This window comes from Amycolatopsis sp. 505 (genome assembly GCF_031625235.1).
GTDB lineage: Bacteria > Actinomycetota > Actinomycetes > Mycobacteriales > Pseudonocardiaceae > Amycolatopsis.
The window spans coordinates 300,931-326,894 of record NZ_JACKQP010000002.1; the positions used below are offsets into that span (position 1 = coordinate 300,931).

Annotated in this window: 24 protein-coding genes and 1 riboswitch; of the genes, 10 read left to right on the forward strand and 14 right to left on the reverse strand. The window is 72.3% G+C overall.

Annotated elements, in window-relative coordinates:
- Nucleotides 1-5 precede the first annotated feature (5 nt).
- The 4 genes from H5965_RS08390 to thiO all read right to left on the reverse strand — a co-directional run bounded on the left by H5965_RS08390 (nucleotide 6) and on the right by thiO (nucleotide 2,565).
- A complete protein-coding gene (locus H5965_RS08390; RefSeq protein WP_310968790.1) occupies nucleotides 6-434 on the reverse strand; it encodes a MarR family transcriptional regulator in 429 nt (142 codons plus the stop codon).
- A gap of 97 nt (nucleotides 435-531) precedes the next feature.
- Entirely contained in the window at nucleotides 532-1,290 is a 759-nt protein-coding gene (locus H5965_RS08395; RefSeq protein ID WP_310968792.1) for a thiazole synthase, read from the reverse strand.
- Nucleotide 1,291: 1 nt separating this feature from the next.
- Nucleotides 1,292-1,492, reverse strand: coding sequence for a sulfur carrier protein ThiS (gene thiS, locus H5965_RS08400; RefSeq protein ID WP_310968794.1), 201 nt, complete (start codon nucleotides 1,490-1,492; stop codon nucleotides 1,292-1,294).
- The gene (thiO, locus tag H5965_RS08405) at nucleotides 1,492-2,565 is read right to left on the reverse strand and encodes a glycine oxidase ThiO (RefSeq protein ID WP_310968795.1); all 1,074 of its coding nucleotides are present in this window, start codon (nucleotides 2,563-2,565) and stop codon (nucleotides 1,492-1,494) included. The genes thiS and thiO overlap by 1 nt, the downstream gene beginning before the upstream one ends.
- Nucleotides 2,559-2,664, reverse strand: a riboswitch (TPP riboswitch). It overlaps the preceding gene by 7 nt.
- A gap of 31 nt (nucleotides 2,665-2,695) precedes the next feature.
- Here thiO and thiE point away from each other — a divergent pair.
- Nucleotides 2,696-3,355 carry a thiamine phosphate synthase gene (thiE, locus tag H5965_RS08410; protein WP_310968796.1) on the forward strand — a complete coding sequence of 220 codons (660 nt, stop codon included), beginning with the start codon at nucleotides 2,696-2,698 and terminating at the stop codon, nucleotides 3,353-3,355.
- Nucleotides 3,356-3,428: 73 nt separating this feature from the next.
- Here the strand turns inward: thiE and H5965_RS08415 are convergent, their stop codons facing one another.
- Nucleotides 3,429-4,163 (reverse strand): hypothetical protein, encoded by a 735-nt coding sequence (locus tag H5965_RS08415; RefSeq protein WP_310968797.1) that lies wholly within the window; start codon nucleotides 4,161-4,163, stop codon nucleotides 3,429-3,431.
- A gap of 147 nt (nucleotides 4,164-4,310) precedes the next feature.
- Here H5965_RS08415 and H5965_RS08420 point away from each other — a divergent pair, with 147 nt between their 5' ends.
- Nucleotides 4,311-5,261, forward strand: a complete 951-nt coding sequence (locus H5965_RS08420) for a threonine/serine dehydratase (protein WP_310968798.1) — start codon at nucleotides 4,311-4,313, stop codon at nucleotides 5,259-5,261.
- On the opposite strand, the gene H5965_RS08425 is transcribed toward H5965_RS08420, so the two are convergent.
- Both H5965_RS08425 and H5965_RS08430 read right to left on the reverse strand, forming a co-directional pair.
- The gene (locus H5965_RS08425) at nucleotides 5,258-6,793 is read right to left on the reverse strand and encodes an MFS transporter (protein WP_310968800.1); all 1,536 of its coding nucleotides are present in this window, start codon (nucleotides 6,791-6,793) and stop codon (nucleotides 5,258-5,260) included. The genes H5965_RS08420 and H5965_RS08425 overlap by 4 nt on opposite strands.
- A 43-nt stretch (nucleotides 6,794-6,836) precedes the next feature.
- On the reverse strand, nucleotides 6,837-7,592 hold the full coding sequence (locus H5965_RS08430) for a GntR family transcriptional regulator (protein ID WP_086846871.1): 756 nt from the start codon (nucleotides 7,590-7,592) through the stop codon (nucleotides 6,837-6,839).
- Nucleotides 7,593-7,740: 148 nt separating this feature from the next.
- Between H5965_RS08430 and H5965_RS08435 the strand changes: the two genes are divergently transcribed.
- Both H5965_RS08435 and H5965_RS08440 read left to right on the forward strand, forming a co-directional pair.
- Nucleotides 7,741-8,787, forward strand: coding sequence for an SIS domain-containing protein (locus H5965_RS08435; protein ID WP_310968802.1), 1,047 nt, complete (start codon nucleotides 7,741-7,743; stop codon nucleotides 8,785-8,787).
- The gene (locus H5965_RS08440) at nucleotides 8,784-9,740 is read left to right on the forward strand and encodes a BadF/BadG/BcrA/BcrD ATPase family protein (protein ID WP_310968804.1); all 957 of its coding nucleotides are present in this window, start codon (nucleotides 8,784-8,786) and stop codon (nucleotides 9,738-9,740) included. The genes H5965_RS08435 and H5965_RS08440 overlap by 4 nt, the downstream gene beginning before the upstream one ends.
- Nucleotides 9,741-9,849: 109 nt before the next feature.
- On the opposite strand, the gene H5965_RS08445 is transcribed toward H5965_RS08440, so the two are convergent.
- Nucleotides 9,850-10,509, reverse strand: coding sequence for a DUF3159 domain-containing protein (locus tag H5965_RS08445; protein ID WP_310968806.1), 660 nt, complete (start codon nucleotides 10,507-10,509; stop codon nucleotides 9,850-9,852).
- A 268-nt stretch (nucleotides 10,510-10,777) separates the two neighbouring features.
- On the opposite strand from H5965_RS08445, the gene H5965_RS08450 reads away from it, so the two are divergent.
- The 6 genes from H5965_RS08450 to H5965_RS08475 all read left to right on the forward strand — a co-directional run bounded on the left by H5965_RS08450 (nucleotide 10,778) and on the right by H5965_RS08475 (nucleotide 15,799).
- Nucleotides 10,778-11,593 carry an SGNH/GDSL hydrolase family protein gene (locus H5965_RS08450; RefSeq protein ID WP_310968807.1) on the forward strand — a complete coding sequence of 272 codons (816 nt, stop codon included), beginning with the start codon at nucleotides 10,778-10,780 and terminating at the stop codon, nucleotides 11,591-11,593.
- 742 nt (nucleotides 11,594-12,335) lie between these two features.
- Entirely contained in the window at nucleotides 12,336-13,064 is a 729-nt protein-coding gene (locus tag H5965_RS08455; protein ID WP_310968808.1) for an OmpA family protein, read from the forward strand.
- An 11-nt stretch (nucleotides 13,065-13,075) separates the two neighbouring features.
- Entirely contained in the window at nucleotides 13,076-13,471 is a 396-nt protein-coding gene (locus H5965_RS08460) for a hypothetical protein (protein WP_310968809.1), read from the forward strand.
- Nucleotides 13,472-13,528: 57 nt separating this feature from the next.
- A complete protein-coding gene (locus H5965_RS08465; protein WP_310968811.1) occupies nucleotides 13,529-14,005 on the forward strand; it encodes a DUF6932 family protein in 477 nt (158 codons plus the stop codon).
- A complete protein-coding gene (locus H5965_RS08470) occupies nucleotides 14,002-14,883 on the forward strand; it encodes a hypothetical protein (protein ID WP_086852001.1) in 882 nt (293 codons plus the stop codon). Before H5965_RS08465 ends, H5965_RS08470 begins: the two co-directional genes overlap by 4 nt.
- Nucleotides 14,884-15,133: 250 nt before the next feature.
- Nucleotides 15,134-15,799 (forward strand): DUF4190 domain-containing protein, encoded by a 666-nt coding sequence (locus tag H5965_RS08475; protein ID WP_310968813.1) that lies wholly within the window; start codon nucleotides 15,134-15,136, stop codon nucleotides 15,797-15,799.
- 285 nt (nucleotides 15,800-16,084) lie between these two features.
- Here H5965_RS08475 and H5965_RS08480 read toward each other — a convergent pair whose 3' ends face one another.
- The 6 genes from H5965_RS08480 to H5965_RS08505 all read right to left on the reverse strand — a co-directional run bounded on the left by H5965_RS08480 (nucleotide 16,085) and on the right by H5965_RS08505 (nucleotide 25,937).
- Nucleotides 16,085-18,832, reverse strand: coding sequence for a BTAD domain-containing putative transcriptional regulator (locus H5965_RS08480; RefSeq protein ID WP_310968814.1), 2,748 nt, complete (start codon nucleotides 18,830-18,832; stop codon nucleotides 16,085-16,087).
- 722 nt (nucleotides 18,833-19,554) lie between these two features.
- Nucleotides 19,555-20,457, reverse strand: a complete 903-nt coding sequence (gene thpD, locus H5965_RS08485; protein WP_310968816.1) for an ectoine hydroxylase — start codon at nucleotides 20,455-20,457, stop codon at nucleotides 19,555-19,557.
- A 30-nt stretch (nucleotides 20,458-20,487) separates the two neighbouring features.
- Entirely contained in the window at nucleotides 20,488-20,874 is a 387-nt protein-coding gene (locus H5965_RS08490) for an ectoine synthase (RefSeq protein ID WP_310968817.1), read from the reverse strand.
- A 12-nt stretch (nucleotides 20,875-20,886) separates the two neighbouring features.
- The gene (ectB, locus tag H5965_RS08495) at nucleotides 20,887-22,140 is read right to left on the reverse strand and encodes a diaminobutyrate--2-oxoglutarate transaminase (RefSeq protein ID WP_310968819.1); all 1,254 of its coding nucleotides are present in this window, start codon (nucleotides 22,138-22,140) and stop codon (nucleotides 20,887-20,889) included.
- A gap of 15 nt (nucleotides 22,141-22,155) precedes the next feature.
- Nucleotides 22,156-22,710 (reverse strand): diaminobutyrate acetyltransferase, encoded by a 555-nt coding sequence (ectA, locus tag H5965_RS08500; protein ID WP_396136887.1) that lies wholly within the window; start codon nucleotides 22,708-22,710, stop codon nucleotides 22,156-22,158.
- 179 nt (nucleotides 22,711-22,889) lie between these two features.
- A complete protein-coding gene (locus tag H5965_RS08505; protein ID WP_310968821.1) occupies nucleotides 22,890-25,937 on the reverse strand; it encodes a patatin-like protein in 3,048 nt (1,015 codons plus the stop codon).
- Nucleotides 25,938-25,964: the final 27 nt, after the last annotated feature.

Here is a 25,964-nt window from a genome sequence, read left to right on the forward strand (position 1 = left end):
CAGGCTTAGTCGTCCGCGATCAGGGCTTCGAGGGCCGGCAGCGCCGCCAGCAGCGCCTCCCGGTGGTCGGTCGAAAGGCGGTCGAGCCGCCGGTTCAGCTCCTGCACGCGCGTCGACCGGACGCCGGACACGAGCCGCTCGCCCTCTTCGGTCGCCTTCGCCAGCCACGCCCGGCGGTCGACCGGGTCGGACTCGCGGCTCACGTACCCCGCCTCGACCAGGGAGGCGATGATCCGCGACATCGTGGCCGCGGCCACGCCCTCCTTGGCCGCGAGGTCGCCGAGCCGGAGCTGGCCCGCGTGCACCAGCGTCGCCAGCGCCGAGATGGCGCCGTGGCCCGGGCCCGGCACGCCGGCCTGCCGCAGTGACCGGGAGAGCCTGCCCACGGCGAGGTACAACCTGCCCGAGACGTCCTGGACCGATGTGCTCGTCACGGCTGGCTCCTTCTGCCCTCGCCCCGCCGCGGGTGCGCCGGAAATTGCCGTCCACCTTACGGGTTCGAGGTCACGGTCGGCGTTAAGCCACCTTGGTTCACCTCGGTGGGCTCGACGCCTGCGCCCAGAAGCGCTGCGGCACCCGCCCGGCCTCCCGAGCCAGGTGCCCCGCGACGACGGCGGACCGCATCGCCGCGGCCATCCGCTCCGGATCGGCCGCCCTGGTGACGGCCGTGGAGAGCAGGACGGCGTCGCAGCCGAGCTCCATGGCGAGGGTCGCGTCCGAGGCCGTGCCGATTCCGGCGTCCAGGATGACCGGGACGCCCGCCCGCGAGACGATCAGCTCGATGTTGTGCGGATTCCGGATGCCGAGCCCGGTGCCGATCGGCGCGCCCAGCGGCATCACCGCGGCGCAGCCGGCCTCCTCCAGGCGCAGCGCGAGGACCGGGTCGTCGTTCGTGTAGACGAACACGGTGAACCCGTCGGCGGCGAGCCGCTCGGCGGCGTCGAGGGTCTCGATCGGGTCCGGCAGCAGCGTCCGGTCGTCGGCGTGCACCTCGAGCTTGATGAGGTCGGTCTCCAGCGCCTCGCGCGCGAGCTGCGCGGTGAGCACGGCTTCGGCGGCCGTCCGGCAGCCCGCCGTGTTCGGGAGCAGCTCGATGCCGAGCCTCTTCAGCAGTTCGAGGACGCCGGAGCCGCCTTCGGCGTCGGCGCGGCGCATGGCGACGGTGGTCAGCTCGGTGCCCGACGCCACCAGCGCACGCTCGAGCACGGCGAGGTTGGCCGCGCCGCCGGTGCCGATGATCAGCCGGGACGTCAGCTTGGTCGTGCCGATGACCAGTGGTTCTTCGTCCATTTCAGCCTCCCTGGACCGCGGTGAGCACGTCGAGGACCGCCCCCTTGGGCACCGGGGTGGCCGCCCAGTCGGCGCGGCGGACGACGACGCCGTCGACCGCGACGGCGATGCCCGGCCGCGCCCCGCCGGTCCGGTCGAGGACGTCGGCGACGGTGGCGCCGTCCGGGAACTCCGTCCACTCGCCGTTGAGCTTGATCTCCATCACACGTGCTCCTTCTGATGCAGGCGGGCGGGGGACGCGGCCGCCGTGCCCTCCGGCGGCTCGTCCCCGTCGAGCCAGGCGACCACGGCGTCCGCGGTCACCGGGGCCATCAGCAGGCCGTTGCGGTGGTGCCCGGTCGCGGCGAACACCCGGCCGTCCAAGGCACCGAGGTACGGCAGCGCGTCCCGGCTGCCTGCCCGCAGGCCGGCGGCGGTCTCGGTCAGCTCGTACTCGGTGATCGCGGGGAAGACGCGCTCGGCGCCTTCGAGCAGCTCGCGCACGCCGCGGGCGGTGACGGCCCGGTCGAAGCCCGCCTCGTACTGGGTGGCGCCGAGGACGAGCTCGGCGGCACCGCGCGGGACGAGGTAGATCGGGCGGCCTTCGACGACGGCCCGGACGGTGTGCGCCGGCGGCGGCAGGCAGCCGCGGCGGGGCTTGAGCCGGAGGATCTCGCCCTTGAGCGGGCGGACGGCGTCGGCGAGCAGCGGGTGCAGCCGCCCGGTCCAGGCGCCCGCGGCGAGCACGACGGCTTCGGCGTCCGGGAGTTCCTCGACGCGCTCGCGGACGAACCGGACGTTGCGCTTCACGCACGCCGCGTACAGCGCGTCGAGCAGCTTCCGGTTGTCCACCGCCAGGTCACCGGGCACGTGGAGTCCACTTCGGACGGATCCGACGCCGGGTTCGAGCCGCTTGACCTCCCGGCCGGTGAGCCGCTCGGCCGCGCGGCCGAGCGCGTGCAGGTGACCGGCGAGGATGTCGAGGTGGCCGGCGTCGGCGTGGTCGAAGGCGACGACGAGCGTCCCGTGCGCGGCCAATCCCGGGTCCATGCCGTCCCGCGCCAGGTCCGCGGCGAACCCCGGCCAGCGCTTCAGCGACTCTTCGCCGAGGCGGAGGACGTCCTCCTCGCCCGGCCAGGCCTCGGTGACCGGCGCGAGCATGCCCCCGGCCAGCCAGGACGCGCCGCCGCGGGCGGGTTCGGGGTCGTACAGGGTGACCTTCCGGCCGGTGCGCGCGGCTCGCCACGCCGTGGACAGGCCGATCACGCCGCCGCCCACCACTGCCAGGTTCGTCATGGAATCACGCTCCCTGCGCCGGCATGACCCGGATCAGGTTCCACGGTCGGAGCGGCAGCTCCCTCTCAGCCCGTGCCTCGGGCTCCCGTGCGGACGCCTCCACCCTAACGCGCGGGGTACGGTCGCCGCTATGCCCGCCCTCTCCGGTGACAAGATCCGCGCCCGCCTCGACTCGGCGCGCCTGTACCTGTGCACGGACGCCCGCACTTCGCGTGGGGACCTCGCGGCCTTCGCCGACGCGGCCCTCGCGGGCGGCGTCGACATCATCCAGCTGCGCGACAAGACCGGCGCCCTGGAGGCGGCCGGCGAGATCGCCGCGCTGGAGGTGCTCGCGGAGGCGTGCGCCCGCCACGGCGCGCTGCTGTCGGTGAACGACCGCGCCGACGTCGCGCTGGCGGTCGGTGCCGACGTGCTGCACCTGGGCCAGGACGACATCCCGGTGCCGCTGGCCCGCCGCATCCTGGGCGAGGACGTCGTGATCGGCCGCTCGACGCACTCGCTCGACCAGGCCCTCGCGGCGGCCGCGGAACCCGGCGTCGACTACTTCTGCACGGGCCCGTGCTGGCCGACACCCACGAAACCGGGCCGGCCCGCGCCCGGCCTGGACCTGGTGCGCGACACCGCGGCCTGGGCGCCGGAGCGGCCGTGGTTCGCGATCGGCGGCATCGACGGCGAGCGGCTGCCTTCGGTGCTGGAGGCGGGTGCGTCCCGGATCGTCGTGGTCCGGGCGATCACCGAGGCCGAGGACCCCGAGGCCGCGGCCCGCGAGCTACGAGCCGCGCTGCCCTGAGTCCGAACTCGCCGATGCCGCGAATGACTCATTCGGGACGTCCGAGGTCGCGAATGAGTCATTCGCGACGCTGCTAGGGGGTCGGCGTGGTCGCGGCGCCCTTGCTGGTCGGCGGGGTCGCCGTGGTCGCCGGGGCCGAGGTCGACGGCTGCTCGGTCGTCGTGCTCGGCGTGGTCGACGGGGACTCGGACGACGTCGCCGGCGGAGTCGACGTCTGCGTCGTGGTCGTCTCCGTCGGGGACACCTGGGTGTCGTCCGTCGAGGTCGGCGGGGTGGTCGACGGGGTCTTGTCCTCGTGGCCGGAGCCGCCGCCGAAGATCTTGCCGACGCTCGCGCCGGTGCCGCCCGCCACCTTGCCGCCCGTGGCCGCGTCCACCCCCACCATCGACAGGATCGCCACCGCGAACGCCACCACGCTCGTGCCGATGAGCAACGGCCAGCGCAGCTTCCGCAGCCGGGATTCCGTCGCGGGTTTCGCCAGCTGGACCGTGGGCTGGTCCGTGATCGACACCTCGGCCGGCACCGGCGGCGGCTCGGCGTGCCCGCGCCGCCGGATGCCCGACGTCGCCAGCTGGCGCGCCTTGAGCGCCGCCTCCCGGGTGCGCTCCAGCGAGCGCAGGTACAGCTCGCTGCCGACCGTCGAGACCACGCTCGCCACGCCGGCGCCGATCACCGTGCCCGCCACGCCCAGCGTCGAGCCGAGCAACGCCGCCGTCACCGCGGCCAGCGCCGCCGCCAGGACCTGCGCGATCCGCAGGCCCGACTTCTGTTCCTTCTCCTCCGAAGCCGCTGCTTTCTCCTTGGTCATGATCCCGATCTAGGTAGTCCGTGTTCTCCCCTGTCCAACGTCTAAGGCGTGTGAGGAACTCCCCTCGTTGCCACGGCGTGAGGAGGACCACTTCGTCTGTCCATAATAGACACTCCAGACCGAACGTTTTCTTGACATACTCGGCACATGGAACTGGTGACGATCTCTGACATCGAGGCCGCCGCGAAGCGCGTCGAAGATGTCGCCGTACGCACGCCCCTGCTGCTCCAGACCTGGGATCCCCGCGGAACCCTGTGGCTCAAACCCGAAAGTCTGCAACCGGTCGGGGCGTTCAAGGTGCGCGGCGCGTTCAACGCCATCGCCGCCCTCGACGACGCGGCCCGCACCCGGGGCGTCATCGCGTACTCGAGCGGCAACCACGCGCAGGCAGTCGCGTACGCGGCGCAGCGCTACGGCGTGCCCGCAGTGATCGTCGTGCCGGACGTCGCGCCGCGGATCAAGGTCGAGGCCACCCGCTCGTACGGTGCCGAGGTGATCGAGGTCCCGATCGGCGAGCACGAGGCCAAAGCGCGCGAACTGGCCGCCGAACGGGGACTGACCCTGGTCCCGCCCTTCGACCACGCGGCCATCATCGCCGGGCAGGGCACCGCCGGCCTGGAGATCGCCGAGGACCTGCCGGACGTCGAGGTCGTGCTCGTCCCGATCAGCGGTGGCGGGCTGGCCGCCGGCGTCGGCACCGCGCTCAAGGCCCGGTGCCCGCGGGCGCGCGTGATCGGCGTCGAGCCCGCGCTGGCCGCGGACGTCGCCGACAGCCTGCGGCAGGACGACCTCGTTCGATGGCCGCAGGCCGACCGCGCCCGCACGATCGCCGACGGCCTGCGCTCGCAGCCGTCGGAGCTGACCTTCGCCCACCTCCGGGAAGTCGTGGACCAGATGGTCACGGTCTCCGAGGACGAGATACGCGAGGCGATGCGCGTCCTCGCCCGCAAGGCCCGGCTGGTCGCCGAGCCCAGCGGCGCGGTGACGACGGCGGCATACCTGTCCCACGCCGAGGAGCTGCCGGCCGGCAAGACGGTCGTCCTCGTCTCGGGCGGCAACGCCGACCCGGCGCCGTTCGCCGAGATCCTCGCGGGCTAGGAGCCGGCGACCGGGGTCCCGCCGCCGCGGATGTGCGTCGGCGGGCCCTCGACGCCGCAGTGGTAGCACTCGCCCAGGTGGGGGCACTCGTCGTCGGGCTTGGCGTCGGGCGAAGACGAGGACGGTGGCGCGAGGACGCCGTTGTGGATGCCCAGCGCGATCAGGCCGCCCGCGATCGCCAGGGCCGCGCAGATGACCAGCGCCGTCCGCCAGCCCGCCGTGAGCGCGACCGGGTCGGCGTACGCCTCACCGGTCAGCCCGGCCGCCGCCGGCAGCACCGCGACCGCCAGCAGGCCGCCCGAGCGGGCGATGGCGTTGTTGACGCCGGACGCGACACCGGCGTAGCGGTCCGGGGCCGCGGCGAGCACCGTCGCGGTCACCGGCGCCACGACCGTCGCCAGGCCGAGCCCGAACACCACCACCGCGGGCAGCACCGTGCCGAGGTAGGACGCACCGGGCGCGATGCGCAGCATCAGCAGCATCCCGATGCCGACCACGATCGGCCCGACGACCAGCTGCAAGCGCGGGCCGATGCGCTGCGCGAGCGCGCCGGAGCGGCCCGAAAGCAGCAGCATGATCACCGTCAGCGGCAGCCCGGCCAGCCCGGACGCCGTCGGCGAGTAGCCGAGCGAGACCTGCAGCTGCATGACCAGCAGCATCATCACGCCGCCGAGGGCCGCGTAGACGACGAAGGTCAGCGCGTTCGAGAGGGTGAACGTGCGGTCGCCGAACAGCGACGGCGGCACCAGCGGCTCGTGCGAGCGGTGCTGGACGACGACGAACGCGGCCAGCCCGGCGATCCCCAGCAGGCCCGCGCCGAGCACGAGCGGGTCGCCGATGCCGCGGGCGGGCGCCTCGACCAGCGCACCGGTGATCCCGGCCAGGCCGAGGGCGCCGAGGGCGGCGGCACCGAAGTCCGGGTGCCCGGTGGCGTCGGGGTCACGGGATTCCGGGACGAACCGACGCGCCATCAGCACCACCGCGACCGCGATCGGAACGTTGATCAGGAACGCCAGCCGCCACGACCACACCTGCACGAGGAACCCGCCGAGCAGCGGCCCGGCGGCGGCCGCGATGCCGCCGAGGCCGGACCAGGCGCCGATCGCGCGGGCGCGGGCGTCGTGCGCGAAGGACGCCTGGAGGATCGCGAGCGACCCCGGCGTCAGGAGCGCGCCGCCGATGCCCTGCAGGATCCGGGTCGCGACGAGCATCTCGGTGGATTGCGCCGCGGCGCACAGCCCGGAGGCGACGCCGAACCAGATCACGCCGACGAGGTACGTGCGACGCCGGCCGTACCGGTCGCCGAGCGAACCGGCGACCAGGATGAGCGCGGCGAGGGCCAGCATGTAGCCGTCGAGGATCCACTGGAGCCCCGCCACGGAGGCGTTGAGCTCGGCGCCGATGCGGGGCAGGGCGACGTTGACGATCGTGCCGTCGAGCATCGCCATGCCCGAGCCCAGGATGGTGGTGGCCAGCAGGCCGCGGGCGGCACCGGTGCCCCAGCGGATCCCGGTGTCTTCGGTGGCAGTCACCCGGTCACCTTCACGCGACCGGGGACCCCCGTCAACCGCGCGCTTACGGCAGCAGCGTCGTCACGAACTTGTAGCGGTCGCCGCGGTAGACCGAGCGGGCGAACTCGACCGGCTTGCCGTCCGTGGCGAACGAGTGGCGGGTCAGCATCAGCACCGGCATGCCGACGTCCGCGCCGAGCATCTCCGCTTCCTGCGGCCCGGCCAGGGACGTCTCGATCGTTTCTTCCGCGCGTTCGAGTTCGACGCCGTAGTGCTCGCGTAGAACGGCGTACAACGAACCACCGGCCGAGACGTGCTTGCGCAGCCCGCGGAACCGGCCGAGCGGCAGGTGCGTCGTCTCGAGCGCCATCGGCTGCGAGTCCGCCAGTCGAAGTCGTCGAAGACGAAGGATTTTCGCGCCGGTCCGGATGCCGAGCAGCTTCGCGAGGTCACCCTCGACCGGCATTTCCTCGACTTCCAACAATTTCGACGACGGCTTCAGGCCCTGTTTGCGCATGTCCTCGGTGTAGGAGGACAGCTGGAGCCGCTGCGCGAGCTTCGGCTCGGCCGCGAAGGTGCCTTTGCCCTGCACCCGGTGCAGCCGGCCCTCGGCGGTCAGGTCGGCCAGCGCCTGGCGCACGGTGGTGCGGGAGACCGTGAACTCCCCGGCGAGCGCGCGTTCGGTCGGGATCGGCGATCCCGGCGGCAGCACGTCCAGCAGGTCGAGGAGGTGCTGTTTCAGCGCCCAGTATTTGGGCTCGCGCTGCCCGCGCATCCCGGCGACGGCGCCCGCCTCGCCCGTGGTGGTGGTCTCCAACATGCCCGGCTCCCTATGTCTTCCCTCATCGCACGCCACGTCCCCGTAAGAAACGTACCCTTTTCCCCAAACGCGCCGCCCCTATAACATTGGTCTAGACCTGACCGACGCCGCCTGAGTCCGGTACATAATGCCGGAGGTGGAGAGGAAAATGATGACCGAACAACGGCCCGGCGCGCACATGGCCGCGGAGATCGCCCAGCAACCGGACGTCCTGGCCGGACTGGTGGCGCGTCAGGCGGAAATCGCCGAAGTGGCGGAAAAGATCTCACAACGCCCCCCGCGGTTCGCTTTGCTCGCGGCGCGTGGATCGAGCGACCACGCAGCGTTGTACGCGAAGTACCTGATCGAGGTACTCCTCGGCCTTCCGGCGGGTCTGGTTTCCCCGTCCACGGCGACGCTGTACGGCGCCCGGCCGGATCTGCGGGACGTGCTTTTCGTCACGGTCAGCCAGAGCGGCGGCTCGCCTGACCTGATCGAGGTGACCGAAACGGCGCGGCGCCAGGGCGCGCTGACGGTGTCGGTCACCAACACGCCGGACTCGCCGCTGCGGGCGGCGTCCGAACTCGGCGTCGACATCGGCGCGGGTGTCGAGAAGGCCGTCGCGGCCACCAAGACGTACTCCGCGACGCTGATGGCGCTGTACCTGCTGATCGACGCGGTGCGCGGCGGCAAGGCGGCCGACGCCGAGAAGATCGGCGAGCTGGCGCAGCAGACCCTCGACGGCGCCACCGAGGGCGTGCAGCGCGCGGTCGACCGCTACCGGTTCGTGAACCGGGTCCTCACCGCCGCCCGCGGCTACTCGTACGCGACCGCGCTGGAGGCGTCCCTCAAGCTCGCCGAGACGAGCTACCTCGCGGCCCGCGCGTACAGCGGCGCCGACCTCCTGCACGGCCCGGTCGCCGCGGTCGACGACCAGACCGCGGTCCTCGCGGTGACCAGCGCCGGGCACGGCGCCGACGCGATGCGCGAGGTGATCGACGCCGTCGGCAAGCGCGGCGCGGACGTCGTCGCGGTCGGCTCGGCGTCGGCCCAGGCCCCGGCGGCGCTGCGCATCGACGTGCCGCAGACCGTCGAGGAGCTGGCGCCGATCCTGGAGATCCTGCCGATCCAGCGGATCGCGCTCGGCCTGTCGCTGGCCCGCGGCGGCGACCCGGACAGCCCGCGCGGCCTGCTGAAGGTGACCAAGACGAGGTGAGCTTCGCGATCGGCGTCGACGCCGGCGGGACGTCGACCAGGGCCGCACTGGTCGACGCCACCGGCGCGGTGCTGGGCACCGGGCGCGGCGAAGGGGCCAACCCGAACGCGCACGCGCCCGAGGTCGCCGCCGGCCGGATCGCGGACGCGATCACCGCGGCGCTCGGCGGCCACGACCCCGGCGCCGTGCGGGCGTGCGTCGTCGGCATGGCCGGGGTCAGCAAGCTGAGCGATCGCGGCGTGGCGGCGGTCTTCGACGCGGCGTGGACGCGAATCGGTCTCACGTGTGCCGTCCGGACGGTCGCCGACGCCGAAGTCGCGTACGCGTCGGCGACCTCGGCGCCGGACGGGACGGTCGTCGTCGCCGGCACCGGCTCGATCGTGGGCCGGATCCGCAAGCGGCGGCTCGCGGGCACGACCGGTGGCTACGGCTGGCTGCTCGGCGACGAAGGGTCGGCGTTCTGGCTCGGCCGCGAAGCCGTCCGCTCCACATTGGAGGCACTGGGCCGCGGGCGGCCGCTCGACGGGCTCCCGTCGGCGGTGCTGGCCGCGGCCCTCGGACTGTCCGCATTGGACGTCCGCGACGACGCCGGGCGGCTGGCCGCGTCCCGGGCGCTGATCACCGCGGCCAACGCGGAGGCACCGGTCCGGCTCGCCCGGTTCGCCCCGTTGGTGAGCGCGGCGCACGACGCGGGCGAGCCGGCGGCCCGGGAGATCGTCGCCCGCGCGGCCGGGCACCTGGCCGAGAACGCCCTCGCGGCGCGCGAGCCCGGCGAGTCGACCCCGGTCGTGCTCGTCGGCTCGGTGCTCACCGGCGCCAGCCCGGTCGGGGAGCTGGTGCGCCGCCGTCTGGGTGAGCTCGAGGTGCTGACCAGCTCGGATGGGGTGCTCGGGGCGGCCTGGCTGGCCGCCGTGGACGCCTTCGGCGAGGGGACGCCGCGGCCCCGGGCGTAAGGATCTCGAGCAAAACGCGGCGCAAAGACGCGAAAACGTCGACTGAACCCGGGAGTCCGGGTACCGTAGGCAGTGGCCCCCGGACCCTCCCCCCTCGCCGGGGGCCGCCTTATGCCCCCGGTACGTCGTCCGAGCGGGTTTCCGGCGCCAGGCGGAGGCCGGGGTGTTCCGGCGGCAACGCCCGGTAGAGCACCCAGCCACTGACCGCGACGGTGAGCGCGACGAGCGGCCAGGAGAGCACCGTCCGGGCCACGCCGAGCGCGAGCACCTGGCCGGCCCACCACAGCAGGCCGTAGACGACCACCCGCAGCGTGTACTGGAGCACCCACACCCAACTGGCGCGCGAGTAGGCCTTGAGCAGCACGGCGTCGCGGCGCCAGCGCGTCTTCTGGCCCAGCAGCAGGCCGACGACGACGCCGAGCAGCGGCCAGCGCACGACGATGCTGGCCGCCCAGAGCAGCGCGCTGGCCACATTGGACATCAGCTGCAAGAGGAAGAAGTCCTGGGCCCGGCCGGTGTGCAGGGCGATCAGCGCGGCCGCGACGACGGCGGCGAGGCTGACGACGAGCGCGCGCACCTTGCCACCACGGGCGATCCGGTAGACCCCGACCGCGATGGCGACCGCGACGGCGGCCCCGGCCCCCCAGGCGACGGACTGACCGGCCGCGAGCCACCCGGCGACGAAGCCGACGGGCGGGATGCTGGCGTCGAGCGCCCCCCGGCGGCCACCGAGGATCTGCGTGAGCGACTCACGGGGTTCTCCGGACACGTGTCCAGCCTGCCGGATCGCGTGCGGGACGCCCCGGGGAGGGAGATCTTCGCCACATCGGGTGCCGGGTTTGCCTCCGAGTGTGCGGTTTCACGGCATGCGGAAGGTGAAGACTGCGTAATAGAGAGGCGCGGAAGGCCGACAAGATAAGACACTGTTACCGCAGGCTGAACGCCCGGGGGTGGAGCGGGTTTGCGGCCGACGGTTAGTTGAGGTGTACAACTACATGTCGGGGTGTGTCGGTCGCAGGGATGGGAAGGGGACCCACGTGTACGGATTCGACAGCTACGTAGCCCTCGGTGACAGCTTCACCGAGGGGCTGAACGACGACCTGCCGGACGGCTCCTTCCGCGGCTGGGCCGACCGCCTGGCCGAGGTACTGGCGGCCGGCCGCAGCGACTTCCGGTACGCCAACCTGGCCCTGCGCGGCAAGATGCTCGACGAGATCCTGGACGAGCAGCTCCCGATCGCGCTCGAGCTGAAGCCGGACCTGGTCACGCTGTGTGCGGGCGGCAACGACATCATCGTGCCGGGCGCGGACGTGGACGCGGTGGCGGAGCGCCTCGAGGAGGGCGTGGCGAAGCTGCGCGAGGCGGGCATCCCGGTGCTGCTGTTCAACGGCCCGGACACGAAGGTCCTGTCGGTGATGTCGGTGCTGCGCGGCAAGGTGGCGATCTACAACACGAACCTCTGGGCGATCGCGGAGCGTCACGGAGCCCGCATGGTCGACCTGTGGACCATGGGCCCCCTCCACGACCGCCGCGCCTGGAGCGACGACCGGTTGCACTTCTCCCCGGACGCCCACCGCCGCATCGCCCTGAAGGCGGCGGAGGTGCTGGGGATCCCGGTGGAGTCGGATTGGCGCGAGCCGTGGCCCCTGGAGGAGACGCCGAACCGCTGGATCGACTCGCGCCGGTCGGACCTGACGTGGACGAAGGTGCACCTCCTGCCGTGGATCCGGCGGCAGCTGAGGGGCGAGTCGATGGGGGACGGGCTGTCCCCGAAGCGGCCGCAGCTGGCACCGCTGGTGCCGTTGGACGTACTCGAGGTGACGGACAGCACCCGGCGGCAGCAGGCGAGCTGAGCTTCGCCGGGGTTGTTGGCAGGGCTTTCGGCGCGGGCGAGGGGGGTGCGCGCGTTGGAGGTCCCCTGGGCTGCGCTCGCCGGGCTCTGCGCTTGCCCGGCCCACCCTCCCAGACAGAGCTCCGCCAAAGCCGAAGCAGCAGGCATTCCACCGCCCCGAACGAGACGCGGACGCCCAACCGGCACCCCACCCAGACCCCTCACCACCCCGATCCGAAGCCCGAACACGGCCGGTGGTGCCGGGTCAAGGCACGCTTTCCCGCCTTGACGCGGTACCACCGGCCGTAGTGACAATCCGGCTTCGGGGTGGTGGGCACCGAGCCTGTCGCCCCCAGCCAGGGGCCCGGCGAAGACCAGCCAGCAGACCCGCTCCCACCACAAAGCACCGACCGCCTCCGCCGGAGCCCAACCCGGCATCGGCAGGGGCTGGGCTGGGGCTGGCAGAGCCCCGCTGACCGGGCGCCCTCAAACGTCCCGAATGACTCATTCGAGACCTCCGACGCCCCGAATGAGTCATTCGCGACACCGCAGCCCGCCCGAAACCGCCCCAAAACACCCCCGGACCTGGCCCGCCCTCCCAGGGGGAACCACCCGTCTCCAGCCTACCGCCGCCCTCCGACAGAAAGTGCCCAACCGAACACAAAGCCTCGAGTTGTCCACATGTCGACTTGCCTGGGGACAACTTGTGGATGACCACCCGGATTCAGGTCGCCAAGCCGCCGCACCCGGCTTACAGTCCCTTTATGCGTCGGCGCTGGATCCTCGTGGTCCCGGTTGCGGTGCTGGTCACAGCGCTGCTCGCGGGGGTCGCCACCTGGACTCGGTCCGGCGGCATCGAACGCGACCTCACCGCCCGGGCCCAAGCCGCCCTCTTCCAAGCCGGCCTGCCGACCGGGGATGTCCGGTTCGACGGCCGGGATGCCACGCTCAGCGGGTTCCCGCCCGGCCAAGCGCTGCGGGCCCTCGAAATCGTGCAGAGCGTCGACGGCGTCCGGGCCGCCAAGGTCAACGGCGACGTCACCCCCGTGGCCCCCAGCACCACCACCGCAACCACGCCGGCCACCACGACGACGACGAGCCCGCCACCGACCACCAGCACCACCGCTCCGCCGCCCACCGACAAGGCCGGCGTCCAGGCCGAGATCGATCGGATGCTCACCGAAGCCCCGATCGCCTTCCAGCCCGACACCGCGAAACTCACCCCGGAGGGCGAGCAGGCCGCGCGAAGCATCGCCATCGCCCTCGCCAAGGCGCCCGCCGGGTTCCGGTACCGCGTCACCGGGCACGTCGCCCGCGGCCCCGGCGGGGAAAGCGCCGCCCTCAAGCTCTCGCGGGACCGCGCCCGGGCCGTCGCGCGGATCCTCACCACCAACGGCCTGACCACCAACCGCGTGACCTACCGGGGGCTGGGCGACACCCGGCCGGCCACCGGCGGCGAAGAAGACCGGCGTGTCGAGATCACGGTCGTTTGAGGGGTGAGCTGATGTTCTGGCTGTTCGGGCAGATCTGGCTGTGGCTGATCGTCGCCTTCGCCCTGGGCGCGCTGACCTCGTGGCTCGTCCTGCGCACCACCACCCACAGCCCCCAGCCCGCGCGCGAAGAAGTACCCGAAGCAGAACCGGCGTACGAACCCCCGCCCCCGCTCTCGACCGAGCAGACCCAGTTCATCCCCGCCGCCTGGGCGCAGCACCCGCCCGATCGCCGGGCCGGTGCGCCCGACGACGACGAACAGGATCCCGTCGGCCACCGCGAGGGCCACCTTCCCCTGCCCCCTCAGCGCGGCGCGCAGGCCGAGGACTGGCCCACCGAAGAAGAGCCCGCCTGGCCGGAGTCCGAAGAGGCCCCGCAGTGGCCGCAGCAGCCTGGGCGCGGTGGCTGACACCCATCCTGGTAAGTTCGGCTACGCACTGTGAGCGAGGGCTGAGGAGGGGGTGGCGTGGCGCTCCCCCATTGGACGGCGCAGCAGGTCCTGCCGCCGGGCCGGCACGCGGGTGACCTCGCCGACGTCTACGAACGCCTGGTGTTCGACGCCCCGCACCAGAACGAGCGCGAGATCCTGTTCAGCGCGCTCAACAGCTACCTCGGCGTCGCCCGGCGGATCATCCCGTCCGGCCGCGCCTGGATCGGCGGCGAGCTGATCACCCGGACCGCGCACCCGCCGCGCGGCCTCGACGTCGTCCTCATCCCGGACGAGTGGGGCGCGCTCAAGCGGCTCGACGACGCCGGCCGGTCCGCGCTCTACGGCCTGCTCACGCTCCGCGGCGTGATCGTCGGGCAGCCGGCGATGTACCTCGACCAGGTGCAGCCGGTCGGCGGCATGCTGGACGGCTTCCTGTGCCGCCCCGGCGACGAAGACGTGTGGGCCGAGGTCTGGGCCGAAGGCGGCAGGGGTTACCCGGAGATGATCTGGTGAGGAACGAGTTCCGGCGCATCGCCGACGAGATCCCCGGCGGCACGTGGCTCGACGACCTGGCCCGCGCCTCGGCGATGGCGGCCAACGCCAAGTTCGAGCGGACGTCCCGCTCCCCGCTGCTGCACGTCTCGGTGATCGGCGAGCAGACCATCGACGCCTACACCTTCTCCGACATCAGCCGCGCCCTGCAGGACGCGACGGCGAAGATCGGGCACATCATCCGCAACCCGTCCGGCGAGGTCACCCAGGTCCAGCAGACCGACCGGGACAAGGCGCCGCTGATCCAGCGCGGCCAGGCGGGCAACGCGATCTTCTTCGGCTTCCCGGAGCCGCTGGCCGACGACGCCCTGATCGTCGACGGCATCGAGACGCTGTCCGAGCGCGCGGTCAAGGAGCTCTGCGACTTCCTGCCGGCGAACGGCTCGGACGACGGCGCGCTCGACGCCGTGCTGCTGCAGCGGGACACCGTCCGCAACGCCGTCAGCGACATCGTCAACGCCGTCGCGAAGAACGCCGGCATCGGGATGGCGCTGACCCCGACCGCGGGCGAGCAGGTCACCCGCAGCATGACCACCGAGCAGGCGCGGATCCTGCAGGGCAGCCTCCGCGAGTCGCGCGAGGAGGTCGGCTACGAGACGGTCCGCGGCCGGCTCGACGGGGTCCGCACGCGACGCCGGATCTTCTACCTCGACCGCGAGTCGGGCGGCACGATCCAGGGCGCGGTGGCGCCGGACCTGCTCGACCAGATCAAGGAGAACCTCGACCGGCCGGTGACCGCCCGGTTGCGCGTCGTGCGCACGACGACGATCGACGGACGCCGCGGCCGGCCCGTTTTCGAACTCCTCGAAATCACCCCGGAAGTAAGCCTTTTCGACTGAAATGTCCGTTGTGCAACCTTCGTCTTGAACGCTGGTAACGACGGTCGTCGTGGGCCGAACGGCCACGAAAACCGTGGGAGCTCCGATATTCTTGCCATTGATCATCGGGCCACGTCATGCCCGCGATGTCAGGAAATATCGATACCCGACCCCAAATGGTGGGACAATGACTTTTTCCAGAATGTAACAATTTCGTTCTGGGCCACACTTATGGGTTAACGTCGTCGCACTCCCACCCGAAGGGGTTCGCATGATGACCGACCCGCAGTACCCGCAGGCTGCCGCGCGCCACGGACGGCCCGCGCCGCCGGTGACGGCCACGGAGCGTCGTCAAGCCAATGCGAAGCCCGCACGGAACATCCTGGCGATCGTCGGCCTGCTGCTCGGCGTGGCCGCCCTGGCCGTCACGTTCGTCCCGGATCTCGAGTTCGTCGCGTGGCCGCTGGGCGGGATCGGGCTAGTCCTGGCCGTGGCCGGGCTGGTCCAGGCCAAGAAGGGCACCGTGGGTGACCGCGGGGTGGCGATCGGTGCCACCGTCGTCACGGCCGCCGCGCTGCTCACCGCGGCCGGGATGCTGCTGTACTCGACCTTCTTCAGCGGCGGCGAGAGCGGGCTGCACCTGCCCGCGGTGGCCACCGACAAGCACGCCGTGACGTTCCAGGTCACCTCCGCCGGCGGCGCGACCGTGCGCTACGGCAGCCTCAACGACCAGCGCACCGAAAACGCGCCGGCCAGCACCGACGCGTGGCAGGGGCAGGCGTCCTACAACAATGGCTCGTACCTGCTGACGCTCACCGCGGACACCCGCAATGCGACGGTCAGCAACGAAATCAAGTGCGCCATTCTCGTCGACGGCAAGAAGGTCGCGGAAAACAGCGGGGCGACGATCGCGCTCTGCACGGCGAACGTCGGCTGACCGGGCGCGGCAACCCCGCCTGGCGACCGGCCGGCCTACCCCCAAGTCGGCCGGCCGGGCCGCCACGAGCCGCTCCTGGCGGCTCCGGGTCCCACGCGGAGTTTCCCGCGCGGGGCCTGGCACCGGCGTCTCCGCCTGCCCCTCCCCTAGGGCTCTGCCGGCACCGCCGAACCTACGCGGACACCGCCCGCGCCCACTAAGAATCCACTAAGGATTGAGCGTGCGGGCGGGGTCGTGACCCATTCGCAACGAAATTCCGGCAGAGCGAAACTGTCGGAATGCGGTTCACTGCAGATCGGCGAGTTCGGTGCGGACCTCACCGACGAGCTTCGGGTGCACGCGCTCGTAAATGCGCACCGACAACGCCAGTTGTTCCCGCGCGCCGTCGATGTCGCCGCGGGCCCGCAGCACCCGGCCCAGCGTCAGCCGCAGCGCCCCTTCCCGCGCGACGAACTCGCGGCTGATCGCCAGGTCGATCGCCTCCCAGGCGTACCGCTCGGCGGCCTCGTGGTCCCCGGCCCGCAGGTTCAGCTCGGCCAGCTTGTCGAGGGAGACGACGACCTGGTCGTCGTCCCCCAGTTCGCGGTCGATCCACAGGCCGGCGCGCTGGTGGGCGATCGCATCGGCCAGCCGGCCCGCCCGCTTCTCGGCCTGCGCGCAGCTGCTGAGCGCCGGCCCGCGCAGGGTGACGTCCGGCGCGTTCGCGACGGCCGTGGCCAGCCGCTCGATCGCCTTGTCGTGTTCGCCGAGGCGGCTCAGGGCGCGCCCGAGGTGCAGGTCCACCGACGTCCGCAGCCGCCGGTCGGCCGAGTCGGCGGCCAGCTGCGCCGCCCGCTCGGCGTCGGCGAGCCCGAACCCCGGCAGCTCGAAGGTCAGCGCGATCTCGCACCGCGCGAGCCGCAACCAGCACTGCCCCTCGACGTCGCCCGCGGCTTCGGCGGCGGCGACCCCGAGGTCGGCCGTCCGGGTCCACTCGTCCAGCAGCGGGCAGGTGACCCAGTAGGTGTGCGTCAGGCGGGCGAGGCGCCAGACGTCGTCGTGGCGGCCCGCGGCAGCCGCGGCGTCGAGGACGGCCAGGACGTTCGGCCACTCCGCGGCGAACCAGTCGTGGGCCTCGGCGGAGCCGGGCAGCGGCGGCATCGCGTCGTCGGCGAGCACCCCGGAGAAGTCGAGCGGGTCGGCGACCCGGCCGAGCCGGCGCCGCGCCCGGTCGGCCACCGCCTGGTAGTAGCGGACCGTCCAGCCGAGCGCCTCGTCGCGCTCCTTGTCACCGAGTTCCTTCTCCGCGAGTTCGCGCAGGTAGAGCCAGACGAGGTCGTGCGGCACGAAGACGTCGCGCTCGGTCTCGGTGATGAGGTTGTGCGCGGCCAGCGCGCGCAGCCGGCGCCGGGCCTCGGCCACCGGGATCTGCGCGACCGCGGCCATCACGTGCGGCCCGACGAGCACGCCGGGGATCGCGCCCAGCTGCAGGAACGTCTCGGCGACTTCGCCGGGCAGCCCGCGGAAGGAGACGTCGAACGCCGCGCGGACGCTGTCGTCGGCGCCGTCGACCTGCAGCCCAGCGAGCCTGGTGCGTTCGTTGCCGAGCTCGTCGACGAGTTCCTCCGCGGTCCGCTGAGCGCTCGCCGAGAGCCGCGCGCCCGCGATCCGCAGGGCCAGCGGGAGGTAGCCGCAGAGCCGCGCGAGCGCGTGGTTGAGGCTCGCCGGGCCGGCCAGCTCCTCGATGAGCGCCACGGCGTCGTCGGGCGCGAGCGTGCCGAGCACGCGCTGCCTGGCCGCGTTCGACACCGCGAGCCCGTCCAGGCGCGAGCGGCTGGTCACCACCGTCATCGTCCGCGCGCTCGGCGGCAGCAGCGGCCGCACCTGCTCGGCCGTGCGGGCGTCGTCGAGCAGCACCAGCATCCGCCGTCCGGCGATCAGCGACCGGTAGAGCGCGACGCGTTCGTGCAGCAGCTCCGGGATCTTCGCGGTTTCGACGCCGAGGCCGAGCAGGAACTGGGTGAGCAGCTCGGCCGGTTCCAGCGGCGGGTGGTGCGGGTCGAAGCCGCGCAGCGACGCGAACAGGACGCCGTCCGGGAACCGCGGCGCGACCCGGTGCGCCCACCACACGACGAGCGTGCTCTTGCCGACCCCGGCGGTGCCGCTGACCACGGCGATCGTCGTCTGCCCGGCCTCGGCCCGGGTGACCAGGCCGTCGAGCCAGGCCAGCTCCTCGGTGCGCCCGGCCAGGCTGGGCACCGCCGCGGGCAGCTGCGAAATCGCTTTCGCCGGCTCCGCACCGGCGGCCGGGGCGACGACGTCCCGCGCCGGGAGGTCGTCGTTGAGGACGCGCTCGTGCAGCCACCGCAGTTCGGCACCGGGCTCGACGCCGAGGGTGCGCAGCGTCGCGCGGGAGACGGTCCGGTACAGCTCGAGCGCGTCCCCGCGGCGGCCCGCGTGGTACAGCGCCCGCATCAGCTGGCCCGCCGTCCGCTCGGCCAGGGGATCGGCCCGGACGATCGGGCTGAGCTCGACGATCAGCTCCGCGTGCCGGCCGAGTTCGAGGTCGGCGTCGACGCGGGCGCCGTGCACGGCGAGGCGGAGGTCCTCCAGCTCGGGCGCCTCGAGGGAGTCGGGCACCCCGCCCAGCGCCGGGCCCTGCCACAGCGCGAGGGCCTCGGCCAGCAGCGCGGCGGCGACCTCCGGCGTGGCCACCGACGCGCGGTCCAGCAGCGTGCGCGCCCGGTGGACGTCGATCCGGTCGGGTTCGATGTCGAGCCGGTAGCCCGGCGGGGTGGTGAGGATGCGCGGGCCGTCGAGGTCGCGCAGGATCCGCCGCAGGTGCGAAACGTTGCCGTGGACGATGGTGCGGGCGGTCGCCGGCGGGTCGTGGCCCCACAGGGCGTCGATGATCTCGTCGAGCCCGACGACCTTGCCGGGCCGCAACGCCAGCAGCGCGAGCAGGCCGCGGACGCCGGGGCCGCCGATCGGGACGGGGTCGTCGCCGTGGAAGAGCTGAACGGGCCCGAGCAGCTGGAGCCGGGTCTGGGCCATGCTCGCGCCCACCTCCCCGGGTCCACGGTGTCCCCGGCGTCGCCCCCGCCGGAAAAGTCAACCTACCGTGATGACCGGCCGGCGAATACCGCCCCACCGGGCCGGGACCAGGAGGTTTCGTCACGCTGCGGATTCCGCGGCCCGGGCCGGGCCCGTCTGCGATTGGCGCGGACATGACGGAGCCCCGCACCACCGGTCCCGATCCGGTGGTGCGGGGCTGCCGTTGAAACTTCCGGCCGGGCCGCCAGGGGGCCGGTCCGCCCGTCCGCCACCGAGGGCGACCGGGCAGGTGAGCTCACCCCGAGCGAAGCACCCGCCGCCGGCCGTCGACGAAGACGTGTTGCACGGGCCACACACCCGCGCGGTGGCGACACGGTAACAGGGCGCACCGAGTCAGTCACGGGCGGGTCAGGGTCGGGCGCTTCGCGAAGCTTCCGGCCTGCGGGACGGCCCCGCGCGCCTCCCCAGACCGGGCGCAGCAGTGTCGCGAATGACTCATTGGGGACGCGGGAGGTCGCGAATGACTCATTGGGGACGCGGGAGGTCGCGAATGAGTCATTCGCGGCATCGGACGGGCGGACGACCGAGCCTCAGCCCGCGCTTCGCCGGTCCACGCCTGCCGTGGGGAGCTCGGCGGGCCGGGCCGCGACCTGCCCACGGCAAAGGGCCCGGCGCGGCGCAATCCGCCGGCCGGGCCCCCGTCAGAGCCGAAGCCAGGAGCCTCAGCGCGTGATCGGCGTCGAGTCGCGGCCGGCGATGAACGCGGGCCGCGGGGTGCTCGCCGCGAACGGCTCCTGCAGCGCGTTCTCCACGCTGTTGAACACCAGGAAGATGTTCGAGCGCGGGTACGGCGTGATGTTGTTGCCCGAGCCGTGCATGATGTTCGAGTCGAACCACAGGGCCGAGCCCGCCTGGCCGGTGAACTGGTCGATGCCGTGTTCGGCCGCCATCTTGGTGATGTCGTCCTCGCTCGGCACGCCGACCCGCTGGTCCTTGAGCGAGCTCTTGTAGTTCGCCTCCGGCGTCTCGCCGGCGCACTGGACGAACGTCCGATGCGAGCCCGGCATGATCATCAGGCCGCCGTTGAACGGGTAGTTGTCGGTCAGCGCGATGGAGCAGCTGACCGCGCGCGGCGACGGCATGCCGTCCTCCGCGTGCCAGGTTTCGAAGTCCGAGTGCCAGTAGAACCCGGTGCCCTTGAAGCCGGGCATGTAGTTGACGCGGCTCTGGTGGACGTACACCTCGGAGCCCAGCAGCTGCCGCGCCCGGTCCAGCACGCGCGGGTCGCGCACCAGCTCGGCGATCAGGCCCGAAATCTCGTGGACGTCGAAGATCGACCGGACCTCACCGGTCTTCGCCTCGGTGATCACGCGCTCGTCACGGGCCAGCTCCCGGTCGGAGGACAGCCGCACCAGCTCCTGCCAGTACGTCTGGACCTCTCCGACGGAGAGCATGTCCTCGACCACGGTGTAACCCTTGGTCTCGTGGTTCGCCAGCGTGGCGGCGTCGATCGGGCCGTCGGCTTCGGTACCCCACACCGTGGGGTGCACGCGCGGCAGGTGCGCCGGCGTACCGGTGATCCGGGTCGGGTAACCGTCGTCGACCCGGGTGTCCGTCAGCGTCACGGGCTTCGCCTCCTGTTTCCTCTCCGGTACTTACTCGGTGATCAGCGGGTACACGCCGTTCTCGTCGTGCACCTCGCGGCCCGTCACCGGCGGGTTGAACACGCACACGCACTTGATCTCGGTCTTCGGCCGGACCTGGTGCTTGTCGTGGTCGTTGAGCAGGTAGAGCGTGCCGGGCTTGAGCTCGTACACCTTGCCGGTGGCCAGATCCTCGATCTCGCCCTCGCCGGAGGTGATGAACACCGCTTCGATGTGGTTGGCGTACCAGAAGTCGTTGACCGTCCCCGCGTACAGCGTGGTCTCGTGCACCGAGAAGCCGACGCCCTCCTTGGCGAGGATGATCCGCTTGCTGCGCCAGTTCTCGGTCTTGATGTCGGCGTCGGTGTCGGTGATCTCGTCGAGTGTGCGGACGAGCACGGGCGAACTCCCTTACTTGGTCAGGACGGCCTTGACGGACTCGTCGATGATCGACAGGCCCTGCGTCAGCTCGTCGTCGGTCAGCGTCAACGGCGGAAGCAGCTTCATGACTTCGCCGTCGGGGCCGGAGGTTTCCATCAGCAGGCCGCGGGCGAACGCTTCCGCGCAGACCCGGCCGGCCAGGTCGCCGCTGGCGAACTCGATGCCGCGCGCGAGGCCGCGGCCCTTGGCGAGCAGGTTCGCTTCCGGGTAGGCCTCGACGATGCCGGAGAACGCGGCCGCGATGCGCTCGCCCTTGGCCTTGGTCGACTTCTCGAGCGCGTCGTCGCTCCAGTAGACGTCGATCGCTTCCTTGGCGGTGACGAACGCCGGGCTGATCCCGCGGAAGGTGCCGTTGTGCTCGCCCGGCTCCCAGACGTCGAGTTCCGGCTTGATGAGCGTCAGCGCCATCGGGATGCCGTAGCCGCTGATGGACTTCGACAGGCAGACGATGTCCGGCGTGATCCCGGCGTCCTCGAAGGAGAAGAACGGGCCGGTGCGGCCGCAGCCCATCTGGACGTCGTCGAGGATCAGCAGGATGTTGTGGCGCTTGCAGAGGTCGTCGAGGCCCCGGAGCCATTCCAGGCGCGCGGCGTTGATCCCGCCCTCGCCCTGGACGCCTTCGACGATCACCGCGGCCGGCTCGTTGAGCCCGCTGCCGGAGTCCTGCAGGAGCTTCTCGAAGTAGAGGAAGTCCGGCATCGCGCCGTCGAAGTACTTGTCGTACGGCATCGGGGTGGCGTGCACCAGCGGGACGCCGGCGCCGCCGCGCTTCATCGAGTTGCCGGTGACCGACAGCGCGCCCAGCGTCATGCCGTGGAAGGCGTTGGTGAAGTTGATGACCGCTTCCTTGCCGGTCACCTTGCGCGCCAGCTTCAGCGCGGCCTCGACGGCGTTCGCGCCGCCCGGGCCGGGGAACACGACCTTGTAGCCGAACCCGCGCGGGTCGAGGACCTTGTCGCGGAAGGTCTGCAGGAAGTCGCGCTTGGCCACGGTGAACATGTCCAGGGCGTGGGTGACGCCGTCGCGCTGGATGTAGTCGATCAGGGCCTGCTTCAGCTGCGGGTTGTTGTGCCCGTAGTTCAGCGCGCCGGCTCCCGCGAAGAAGTCCAGATAGGGCTTCCCGCTTTCGTCGTACAAGTGGCTGCCCTGCGCGCGGTCGAACACGACCGGCCAGCCACGGCTGTAGCTGCGTACTTCGGATTCGAGCTCTTCGAAGATGCTCATGTGTTTCTTTCGCTCCTAATCGCCCGGATTCGTCGGTATGGTCAGCGGCCCGATGCGGTAAAGCTCTTCCGGCAGGTGCCCCGCTTCGGGGAAATCCTCGCCGTCGAACAGCACACTGGTTTCCGTTGCGGCGTCCCACCGCTTCGCGAACGACGCGAACAGCCGGATGGACGCCTCGTTGTCCGGGGTGATGGTGGTCTCGAGGTAACGCACCCCCTCGCCGACCAGGCGCGTGTACAGCGCGTCGAGCAGGGCCCCGGCCAGGCCCTTCCCCCGCTGCGAACTGTCCACCGCGACCTGCCAGACGAGCGCCGAGTCCGGCGCGTCCGGCCTGCGGTAGGCGATGACGAAACCGACCGCCCTGCCGTCCTCACGCGCGACCACCGAAGACCCGGCGAAATCGCGGCACCACAGCATGTATGCGTACGGCGAGTTGAGATCGAGCTTGGCGGAATCACGCGCGATTCGCCACAGCTCCGCGCCGTCCGCCTTGGTCGGGCTTTCGATCAAGTGCGTTACGGACATACTCAGGAAACGTAACAGAGAATTTTCCGCCTGCCAGCGACGCAGCTCACGACCCCCGTGATGACCTGCGGGGACGCGATGTACCCGGTGAGCAGTCACACAAACATGTTTGAACCGGCCGGCTCATGGGCACACGCGCGCTCGGGGCGCGGACGCACAGCCCGTGCCCTATCCGCACGATGAACCCAAATCGGGATGATCGCAAGGCGACGGGCCGGAAACGCTCAGCGCGAACTCGGCTCCGGAGCGCGTTCCACCGTCTTCGGGGACGGCCGCCGGGCCACTTCGAGCACGACGGCCTTCGCTTCCCGGTTGCGGGCACGGCGATGGCCGAGGCGGCGCAGGAGAGCGCTCACCGGCGTCACGACCGCGGGCAGGATCAGCAGCCCGGAGACGAGCAGCCACCACACCGCGCCCTCCCCGCGGCGCCAGCCGGCCACGACGTCACCGAGCCAGCCGAAGAACGGCCGCGCGAGCGGCGGCAGGAACGCGGCCAGCAGCAGAGCCGCCACGACCAGCGCTCCCAGCGCGGTGAACAGCCAGCGCACTTTGTGGCCCGTCGTGAGCAGCGCCGTCGCCAGGTAGACGGCCGCGCCCGCGAGGACCGGGAGGCCGACCCACTGCAGGACAGCGCCGCCGTTGTTGCCGATCACCAGCCCGGCCAGCAGCGCCAGCACGCCGGCCACCAGCGAGCCGGCCGTACCGAGCCGGGACGCGCCTTGCGAGACCCTCGCCGTGCTCCTGGCGACCGTCCGCAGCATGCCCGCGACGGTCTGCGGCCAGCCGCCGGGCAGCCGGAACGCGACCGTCCCGGCGTTGACCGTGGCGGCGCCGAGCGCGACGAGCGTCCGGGTCAGCCGGGCGGTGCCCTGCTCCCCGGCGAGCTTCTCCGCCGAGACGCGGCAGGCCTGGAACTGGGCCTGCGCGGCGCCGACATCGATCCGGGGCAGGTCGCCGGCCAGCGCCTTCTCGATGCCCCGGCGGTCGTCGGCGTCGTAGCGCGACGCGAGGGTGACGACCGGGAGCTCCTCCGCGGCGACTTCGGCCTGCCGCGTCCGGGCCAGCACCATGGCCGTCACCGGCATGCTGATCGGCCGGTCGGCGTCCGGTGCGGCCACCGGCTCGAGATCGGCGTCGAGGCCGAGGAACGCCAGCTCGGCCGCCAGCTGGTCGCGAAGCTGCCCGGTTTCGGCCGGCGTGCACCGGTCGAGCTCGTCCGGCTTGCGCCAGAGGGGCTTCAGCGCGGCGACGAACTCCTCGCGGAACCGCTCGGGCCCGACGATGTCCCGCAGCGTTTCGAGGCGGACCGGGTCGAGCAGGCACTGGACCAGCCAGCCGGCGCCGTCGATGCGGCCCCACATCCAGTCGTTGGCCCGCCAGGACGCCTTGTAGAACGCGCCGAAGTAGCTCGCCTGCATCCCGGTCAGCTTGTCCCACGACCGGCGCCGCGTCATGTCCAGCAACGTCCGCGAATCGGCGCTTACTTGCACGAGGTCGACCCGCTGGTCGACCGACGGTGCCTGGGCGAGCAGCCCGCGCGTGGCGACGTGGAGGGTGAGCAGCCGCGCCTGGACGACCTCGTCGGTGCCCGCGGCGTCCGGGCCGAGCGCCAGCCAGTTCAGCAGGGTCGTGACGGTGCCGGACTTCTCGGGGTCGGCGTCGGCCAGCGCCCGCAACGTCGGAGCCGCCGCCCGCAGGCCCGCGACGACCTTCGGCCACGCTTCGGCGACGGCGGCCGAGCGGCCCAGCCCGGCCCACTCCTCGGCGAGCTCGCGGATCCACACCTCGAGGGTGCTGCTCGCGCCGGGCGCGGCGTGCGCGGCCACCCACTGCGCCAGCCGCACGCCACGGCCGGCGGTCCGGCGCGCCGCGTGCAGCTGGGCGCGCGCGTCGTTGAGCGTGGCCGCGCGGGCGGCGTCCGGCCGGAGCCGGAACCCGGCGTTGACCAGCTGGAGGCCGGTGGCGACGGCGTCGTCGAGCGCGGTCGTCCGGTAGCCGACCAGCTCCGGCACCTGCAGTCCGGCGGCGGGCGGCCCGGTGGGGACACCGCTGCTCAGCCCGGTCACGGCGATCGCGCGCAGCTGCCGCGACATCCCGGACGCCCAGTCGCGGTCGGAGGTGCCGGCTTCGGACAATGCGTACCGCCGGGCGGCGACCCGCACCAGCTCGGCGGCGTCCTCGGCGGTCCGGCGCTCGAGGTAGGCGGCCGCGATCCGCGCGTCGACCAGGCACTCGGGCCCGCCGCGCAGGCCGAGCGCGGCCAGCGAGACGCGGGTGTCCCGCGCGCGGAGCACGGCGTCGTTGTGCCGGGTGAGGTCGTCCAGCTCGGCGCTGATCGACTGGCTCATCACGGTGTTGACGACCTTGGCCATGGCGTTGGACAGCAGCGGCGGGTGCGCCGGATCGCACTCGACGGCGTCGGTCACGCCTTCACCGGTCGGCACGACGTAGAGCAGCAGCCGCCGCACGTCGGCGTGCGACGGGCGCTCGAAGATCTCGCGCAGCGCGGGCCGCAGGGGCTTGTTGAGCAGCACTCCGCCGTCGGTCAGCCAGTGCGAGCGGGTCAGTTCGGTGTAGGGCGTCATGTCGGGGTGCAGCCGGTCGGTGCCGCCGGTGCCGATCGGCATCCGCGACAGCTCGAACGCGCCGGGGAAGGACGCGGTGGAGCGGGCCGCCAGCGCGAGCGGCCCCTCCACCCCGATCGTCCACAGTGGACCGCAGAACCGGAAGAGCATCCGGTGTTCGGTGTCCCGCACCAGGTTCCCGAGCGCGTCGTCGAACCGGGTGGTCTCGCCGTCGATCATGGTGCCGGTGAGCAGCACGGTGATGTCGGGTTCGTCGACCGGCGGCGCGCCTTCGGAGGTGATCTGCCGCAGCGCCCGTTCGACGTCCCCGAGCAGCACGCGGTCCCCGTCGAGCACCGACCGCGGCTGCGCTTCTTTGGCGTCCCGGATCAGGTTTTCCAGCGAACCGGTGGTGATCCAGGTGTCCCGCAGTACCTGCGGCGTCGACCCGAAGGCCTCGGCCAGGCCGAGACAGGCGGCGTTGATCCCGCCGGCACTGGTCCCGGTGAGGACGTCGATCGACACGCTCGCGCGGAGGAGGTCGAGCAGTTTCCGGTAGAGACCACCGCCATCCGCGCTCCGCGACTCCCGCAGCAGCTGCGACGTCTCGGTGGCGACCCCGCCCATCCAGATGGCCAGGCTGGCCCCGCCGACCATGGTCAGCGCGAGCCGGATTTCCTGCCGCCACGGTTCCGCGGTCCCGTCCATGGGAGTTCTCCCGTCTTCCCGACGCAG

Coding starts and splice junctions, on each gene's coding strand:
- H5965_RS08395 (WP_310968792.1), bottom strand. CDS start 1,290: ATGGACGAAGAACCACTGGTCATCGGCACGACCAAGCTGACGTCCCGG.
- thiS (WP_310968794.1), bottom strand. CDS start 1,492: ATGGAGATCAAGCTCAACGGCGAGTGGACGGAGTTCCCGGACGGCGCC.
- thiO (WP_310968795.1), bottom strand. CDS start 2,565: ATGACGAACCTGGCAGTGGTGGGCGGCGGCGTGATCGGCCTGTCCACG.
- thiE (WP_310968796.1), top strand. CDS start 2,696: ATGCCCGCCCTCTCCGGTGACAAGATCCGCGCCCGCCTCGACTCGGCG.
- H5965_RS08415 (WP_310968797.1), bottom strand. CDS start 4,163: ATGACCAAGGAGAAAGCAGCGGCTTCGGAGGAGAAGGAACAGAAGTCG.
- H5965_RS08420 (WP_310968798.1), top strand. CDS start 4,311: ATGGAACTGGTGACGATCTCTGACATCGAGGCCGCCGCGAAGCGCGTC.
- H5965_RS08430 (WP_086846871.1), bottom strand. CDS start 7,592: ATGTTGGAGACCACCACCACGGGCGAGGCGGGCGCCGTCGCCGGGATG.
- H5965_RS08435 (WP_310968802.1), top strand. CDS start 7,741: ATGATGACCGAACAACGGCCCGGCGCGCACATGGCCGCGGAGATCGCC.
- H5965_RS08455 (WP_310968808.1), top strand. CDS start 12,336: ATGCGTCGGCGCTGGATCCTCGTGGTCCCGGTTGCGGTGCTGGTCACA.
- H5965_RS08460 (WP_310968809.1), top strand. CDS start 13,076: ATGTTCTGGCTGTTCGGGCAGATCTGGCTGTGGCTGATCGTCGCCTTC.
- H5965_RS08475 (WP_310968813.1), top strand. CDS start 15,134: ATGATGACCGACCCGCAGTACCCGCAGGCTGCCGCGCGCCACGGACGG.
- H5965_RS08480 (WP_310968814.1), bottom strand. CDS start 18,832: ATGGCCCAGACCCGGCTCCAGCTGCTCGGGCCCGTTCAGCTCTTCCAC.
- ectB (WP_310968819.1), bottom strand. CDS start 22,140: ATGAGCATCTTCGAAGAGCTCGAATCCGAAGTACGCAGCTACAGCCGT.
- H5965_RS08505 (WP_310968821.1), bottom strand. CDS start 25,937: ATGGACGGGACCGCGGAACCGTGGCGGCAGGAAATCCGGCTCGCGCTG.